At 70.7% G+C, this 6,000-nt stretch carries 5 protein-coding genes; 3 read left to right on the top strand and 2 right to left on the bottom strand.

The features are described 5' to 3' along the window. Positions 1-97: 97 nt before the first annotated feature. Positions 98-1,672, bottom strand: a complete 1,575-nt coding sequence (locus LZ495_RS21740) for an MFS transporter (RefSeq protein WP_235054427.1) — start codon at positions 1,670-1,672, stop codon at positions 98-100. Between the two features lie 242 nt (positions 1,673-1,914). Between LZ495_RS21740 and LZ495_RS21735 the strand changes: the two genes are divergently transcribed. The 3 genes from LZ495_RS21735 (at position 1,915) to LZ495_RS21725 (ending at position 4,609) form a co-directional block, all read left to right on the top strand. Beyond that, positions 1,915-2,526, top strand: a complete 612-nt coding sequence (locus tag LZ495_RS21735; RefSeq protein ID WP_235054426.1) for a TetR/AcrR family transcriptional regulator — start codon at positions 1,915-1,917, stop codon at positions 2,524-2,526. A gap of 109 nt (positions 2,527-2,635) precedes the next feature. Then, positions 2,636-3,430 (top strand): DUF3592 domain-containing protein, encoded by a 795-nt coding sequence (locus LZ495_RS21730; protein WP_235054424.1) that lies wholly within the window; start codon positions 2,636-2,638, stop codon positions 3,428-3,430. 63 nt (positions 3,431-3,493) lie between these two features. After that, the gene (locus LZ495_RS21725; RefSeq protein ID WP_235054422.1) at positions 3,494-4,609 is read left to right on the top strand and encodes a sulfite oxidase; all 1,116 of its coding nucleotides are present in this window, start codon (positions 3,494-3,496) and stop codon (positions 4,607-4,609) included. 84 nt (positions 4,610-4,693) lie between these two features. On the opposite strand, the gene LZ495_RS21720 is transcribed toward LZ495_RS21725, so the two are convergent. After that, complete coding sequence (locus LZ495_RS21720; protein WP_235054420.1) at positions 4,694-5,674, bottom strand: hypothetical protein; 981 nt, start codon at positions 5,672-5,674, stop codon at positions 4,694-4,696. Positions 5,675-6,000: the final 326 nt, after the last annotated feature.

Genomic DNA, 6,000 nt, shown 5'->3' with positions numbered 1-6,000 from the left:
CCGCCGAGGCCGGCCACGGCGCGCCCCCCGGTGGGGGGGGGGGGGGGGGCGGTCCGGTGCAGTTGCCGCTCCGGACCGCCGCATGCATCCCCGGCCGTCACGCGACCAGGTCCGCCCGGTCGGCACGCGAGGACTTCGCGGACTTCGCGGACTTCGAGGACGGCGACGAATCCGCGGGCTGCGACGACTGCGAGGACTCCCCGCCCTGCTCCCCCGCGTCGCCCTTACGCCGCCCCAGGAACGCCCCCGCCAGCAGCGCCCCCGCGAGCACCAGCAGCGCGTTGACGAAGATCGCGGTCGTGACGCCCGAAAGCACCGCGTCGGTGCCGGTCGACGAGCCCATCTGCGCTGTGGCAATCGCGCTCATGACCGGGATGCCGAGGGTGATGCCGACCTGCTGGGTCATCGTCGCGAGGCCGGTGGCCAGGCCCTGCTCCTCGTCCGGCAGGCCGGAGGTGGCGGTGACCATGAAGCCGACGATCACCAGCATGTTGCCCACGCCGCCGACGAAGGTCGCGGCGAGCAGGAGCCAGATCCAGGCGCCGGACGTACCGAGGGCGACGAGCGCAAGCGTGGCGGCGGCCTGCACGATGCCGCCGTACATGATCGTGGCGCGGGTGCCGAACCGTCCGACCGCGCGGCCGCCGAGCGTTCCGCCGATCACGGTGCCGATGCCGAGGACGCCGAACGCCAGGCCGGTGGCGAGCGGCGAGTATCCGAGCACTTCCTGCAGGTACAGGGTCAGCAGGAAGACGAGCGACGTCTCGGTGACGAAGGCGACGAGCCCGGCCCAGTTGCCCCAGATGACGTTGCGGCGCTTGAGGACGCGGGTCGGCACCAGCGGTTCGGCGGCGCGCTTCTCCACGAACCAGAAGGAGACGAGCAGGACGAGTCCGGCGACGAGCGATGCGAGCGTGGTCGGCGTGGTCCAGCCGTGCTCGCCGGCCTGGGTCAGGCCGAAGACGAGCAGGAGAAGTCCGCCGGTGACGGCAATCGCGCCGGGGATGTCGAGCTTGGGGCGGCGCGCCGGGCGCGAGTCGGTGATGACGGACGGCGCGAGGGCGACGATGAGCGCGGCGACCGGGACGTTGATGAAGAACGCCCACCGCCACGAGAGCAGGTCGGACAGCAGTCCGCCGAGGATCGCGCCTGCAGTGAAGCCGGCCGACATCAGCGCGCCGTTGAGCCCCAACGCACGTTCGCGCAAAGGGCCTTCCTTGAACGCGGTGGTCAACAGCGCCAGCCCGGCCGGAGTGACGGCGGCCGTTGCCAGGCCCTGCAGCACTCGGGCGACGAGCAGCATTTCCGGGGACGTGGCGAGCCCGCCGAGCGCGGAGGAGAGTCCGAGGACGGCCATGCCGCCGATGAACATCCGCTTGCGGCCGACGAGATCGGCGATCCGGCCGAAGAGCAGCGTGAACCCGGCCGCGGCGAGGGCGAACGACGTGGCGATCCACTGCAGGTCGGCAAGCGAGAAGCCGAGCCCGGCGCCGACCACCGGCAGCGCGACGTTCAGGATCGAGAAGTCCACCGCGACCATGAACTGGGCGCCGAGGAGCAGGGTGAGGACGAGGCGCTGACGGCCGGTCATACGGACCGGACCACGGTCGGCGGGCGACGTCGGTACCCCCGCGTCGGCCGCCGGCGGGCGGGATTCGGTGATTGCGGACATGGCAGATCTCCCCTTCTGGGCAGGACGGGTCGAGATGCGTCGGGTCGACGTGAACATGTCGAGCCGGACGCGCTGAACGAGCGGACGAGCGGGACGCGCTGAACGAGCAGAACGAGCGGGACTCAACAGGCCGCGGCAAAGCCGCCATGCATACGCCGCCCATCCATTAATGGTTCTGTGGTCCCGTTAAGGTAGGATCAACGTAGCACGCTCACCCCAGCTAATGGAACTGGAGTCCCGTTATGACCGTCGAGCAGGATCCCCCCGCGGCCACCCGCCCCGGCGGCCGGACCGCGCGCGTACGCGAAGCAGTCATGCGGGCTGCCGGCGACGCGCTCGCCGAGCACGGCTTCGAGGGACTCGACCTGGCCGACGTCGCCCGCCGCGCGGACGTCGGCAAGACGACCGTGTACCGGCGCTGGACGAACACCACCGGCCTGGTCGCCGACCTGCTCGCGCACATGGCGGAGGAGTCGGTCTCCCGCAGCGACACGGGCTCCCTGCGCGAAGACCTGCGTACCAATGCACGCCTGGTCGTCCGTACGCTCAACGACCCGCGCCAGGGCCCGCTCTTCAAGGCCGTCATCGCGGCGGCGACGGGGGACGAGAGTGCCGCGGAGGCGCTGCACCGGTTCTACGCGATCCGTATCGCGGAGTGGGCAGGCTGCGTCGACGCCGCCATCGCACGCGGCGAACTGCCCCCCGGCACCGACACCCACGAGGTCATCCGCGCGGTCTCGGCGCCCCTCTACTACCGCGTGCTGTGCAGCGGCGACCCGCTGGACGAAGCGGTCGCCGACCGCGCCGCGGACGCAGCCCTCGCCGCGGCCCTGGCCGACGCGTACGCCAGGTAGACCGTGAAGACGGGGCGCCCTCGCGGCGTTCGGCCGACCATCCCGAGAGAAGATCGGCATCTGGCGGCTGCGTCCTGGTGCGGGTACTTTTCCGGACCGGGGGTGGATCATGCCATCGGATCAGGAACAGGTCGCACTCGCGGCCCGCGGCAACACGGCCAAGCTCGACAGCACTGAACTCCGGCTGGAGTACTGGCATGAGACGGTACGCATCCCGCTGTCCCGCATAGCCTCGGTGACCCGCACGCGCTGGAGGACGCTCCGCGTCACGACGCACAAGGGGGCCACGTTCCCGGTCCCGACGCCGAGTCGCGAAGCGGCCGAGAGCTTCCTCATGCTGATTCAGGCGAGGATGGCCGACGCTCCCGAGCCTGACCCGGACCGGCCGGACGACGAACCGGACGCCCTGGCCATGTCGTTCCTGCGCCGCAGCACATACCTGTCGATCGCGCTGGTCGGCGCGGCCCTGCTCGTGGGGCTCTTGACCGACTCGACCATGGGCATCTTCGCGCTGCTGATCACCAGTTGGACGGTCCCCCTGGCCGGGCTCCTCCTCGACATGGTCTGGGAAGAGTTCGACGGCTTCGTCAAACACTGGGGGTGGCGCCGGACCACCGCGACGATCGTCGAGAGTTCCGGCAGGGACCCCAACGTGACCTACATGAGCCGCGGCGGTGTCGTGCAGCGCGTGTACGTGGGCTACATCCCCGACGACGGGGACACCCCTCGCACCACCGGCGACACCTTCCGCCTGAAGTACAACCCCGGCAATCCGTCGGATTGGTACGTGCCGGACCGGATCGACAACGTGCTGCACGGCATGTTCTGGGTGGTGGCGCTGCTGGCTGCCGGCCTGGGCTGCGCGGTCGGCGTCATCATGAGCATGCTCAGCGGCACGGGCTGAGGCCAAGTCCTGGCGCGCGGGGGGCGGCGCGGCTGCCTACTCTGGAAGCAGAGCGAGGCAGCAATGCACGACGACCCGATCACGCAAGCCAGCGGCCCCGCCCGGGTGGCAGAACCCGGGGAGGGCCTTTCCGACGCGGAGTTGGCCCTCGCCGCACGCAACCACGGCATGCCGCTCGAAGCGCTCCTCCACGACACCACGCCGCCCGGGCTGCACTACGTCCTCGTCCACTACGACATCCCGTTCGTCCCGCCCGACTCCCCGTGGCCGGTGACCGTGGACGGGCTCGTACGGCGACCCCTCACCATCGACGTCGCCGAACTTCGCTCGCGCCCCGCGGTCACGCACCGCGTCACCTTCGAGTGCGCGGGCAACGGGCGGGCCCGGCTCCTCCCCCGGCCCATCAGCCAACCCTGGCTGGTCGAGGCCGTCGGCACCGCCGACTGGACAGGCGTACCCCTGCGCGACGTCCTCGCCGAGGCCGACCTGTCGCCCGACGCCCTCGAAGTGGTCTTCACCGGCGCCGACCACGGCGTGGAACGCGGCGTCGAGCAGGACTACCGCCGCAGTCTCCCTCTCGCCGAGGCACTGCAGCCGGACGTACTCCTTGCGTACGCGATGAACGGCGCGCCCCTCCCGCCGCAACACGGCTACCCGCTCCGCCTCGTCGTCCCCGGCTGGTACGGGATGGCGCAGGTCAAGTGGCTCCGTGGCATCACCGTCGTCGACAAGCCGTTCGACGGCTTCCAGCAGGCGACCGCGTACCGCATCCGGCAGGCCAAGACCGACCCCGGCGAGCCGGTGACCCGCATGGCGCCGCGCGCGCTGCTCGTCCCGCCCGGCTTCCCCGACTTCATGACCCGCACGCGCGTGGTGCACCCGGGACCGATACGGCTGCGCGGACGCGCCTGGTCGGGCACCGCGCCGATCACCTCCGTCGACGTCAGCGCGGACGACTGCCGATCATGGACCGCCACCATGCTGGGCCCCGAGCCCGAGCACCCGTGGGAGTGGCGGACCTGGAAGTTGCCGTGGATAGCGACGCCCGGCGAACACGTCTTGGCGGTCCGCGCAACGGACGCGCACGGCCGTACCCAGCCGCTCGAACAGGCATGGAACCTTGGCGGATTCGCCAACAACGCAGTCCAGCGCGTGCCGGTGGTGTGTCTGGACGGTTAGTTGATCAATGTTCAGGGCGGTAGGTAGACGTCGGCTCAAAGATCACCGACAGGACGTCCCCGGTGAACGCTGTCGGTCGCCGCGCTAGGGAGTGCGGCTGCCGCGGTTTCTCCAGCGCAGGTACAGGATCAGGTAGCCGACGGCCCAGAAGCCGCTGGTGAGAACCGTCGCGATGATGTGCCTGACGTGCGGGAAACGGCGTCCGGTGCGGGCCGCGCCGAAGGTGCCGAGAGTCCCGCCGATGCCGGCGGACCACGACGCGTTGGCGACCTGCCCGGGTACCGCCGTACCCAGAAGCGGCGTCTGCTGGGCGGGAATCGGGGTACGCCGCGGCTGCGGACCGCCGCGGAAGGTCACGCCGTACAGCTCGCGGACCCGCTTGGCCTCCCAGACCGACATCGCCGTGATGGTGACGGGCGCGCCGAGCGTGACGATGACCGCGACGAGCGCGGGGACGCGGTTGTTGCCCGGGGACACGAGATCGGTGATCGCGACCGCCCACGACAAGGTCGGCGCCAGCAGGCTGGGCATCAGCAAGTGCCCGTCCGCGGAAGCAAAGAGGTACCGGGGCACCAGGAAGAACGCGATCGCCACGAACAGGCCGGTCCAGATGAAGGCGGCCAGGCCCAGGAGGTAGAGGATCCACAGCGCCGGGTGCGAAGGCTTCAGGTCCACCAGTCCACCGGCCATCGCCCCGACGAACACGCCTGCCGCGCCCAGGAACCAGCCCATCGACACCATCGGATACCGCATCACGCGCCGCGTCTCGCGGCGCACGTTGTCATGGGCGAGCAGGACAAAGGCCAGGGCGCACAGCGGGACGGCGAGCGTCGCCACGATCACCGAGACGGTGATGTGCATGATCGCCTCGGAGACAATCCGCTCGGACTCGACGCTGTCGTACTTCAGCGCCACCCACACCACCACCGCCATGCCGAGCAGCGTGCGGATCAACCGGACTTGCTCGATGCGCGGGTCGGACGGCGCCAGCCGTTCCTGCGGCTTCAGGACGCGATGGGCCGCCTTCTTGGGGTTCAGGACGTACGCGAGAACCGTGCCCGCCACCGTGCCGAAGGTACGGCGCGGCGGACCGGGCGGGGGCGGGGGCGCATAGCCGTAAGCCCCGGTCTGGTACGGGAATTGCCCCGTCGCGCCGGGCGGTGGAGCGGGCGGCCACGGCGGCGGGGCATGCGTCAAGGAACCGTCCTCACGTCGTACCGGGCATGAAATCCGCACCGCAGTATCGCGGAATCCGGGACGGCGGAAGAGCGGGAAATACCTCAGAGGCGAACTGCGGCCATGCCCATCGGACAGGCGCCGGGCCCGCAATCGTCAGTCAGATTGCGGGCCCGGCGCCTCCGGGTGTGCCCGGACGTCGTACGGGGCACGCG

It is taken from the genome of Yinghuangia soli (genome assembly GCF_021502675.1).
GTDB lineage: Bacteria > Actinomycetota > Actinomycetes > Streptomycetales > Streptomycetaceae > Yinghuangia > Yinghuangia soli.
The sequence above is the reverse complement of the archived record's forward strand: the minus strand, read 5'-3'. Positions and strand labels throughout refer to the sequence as shown.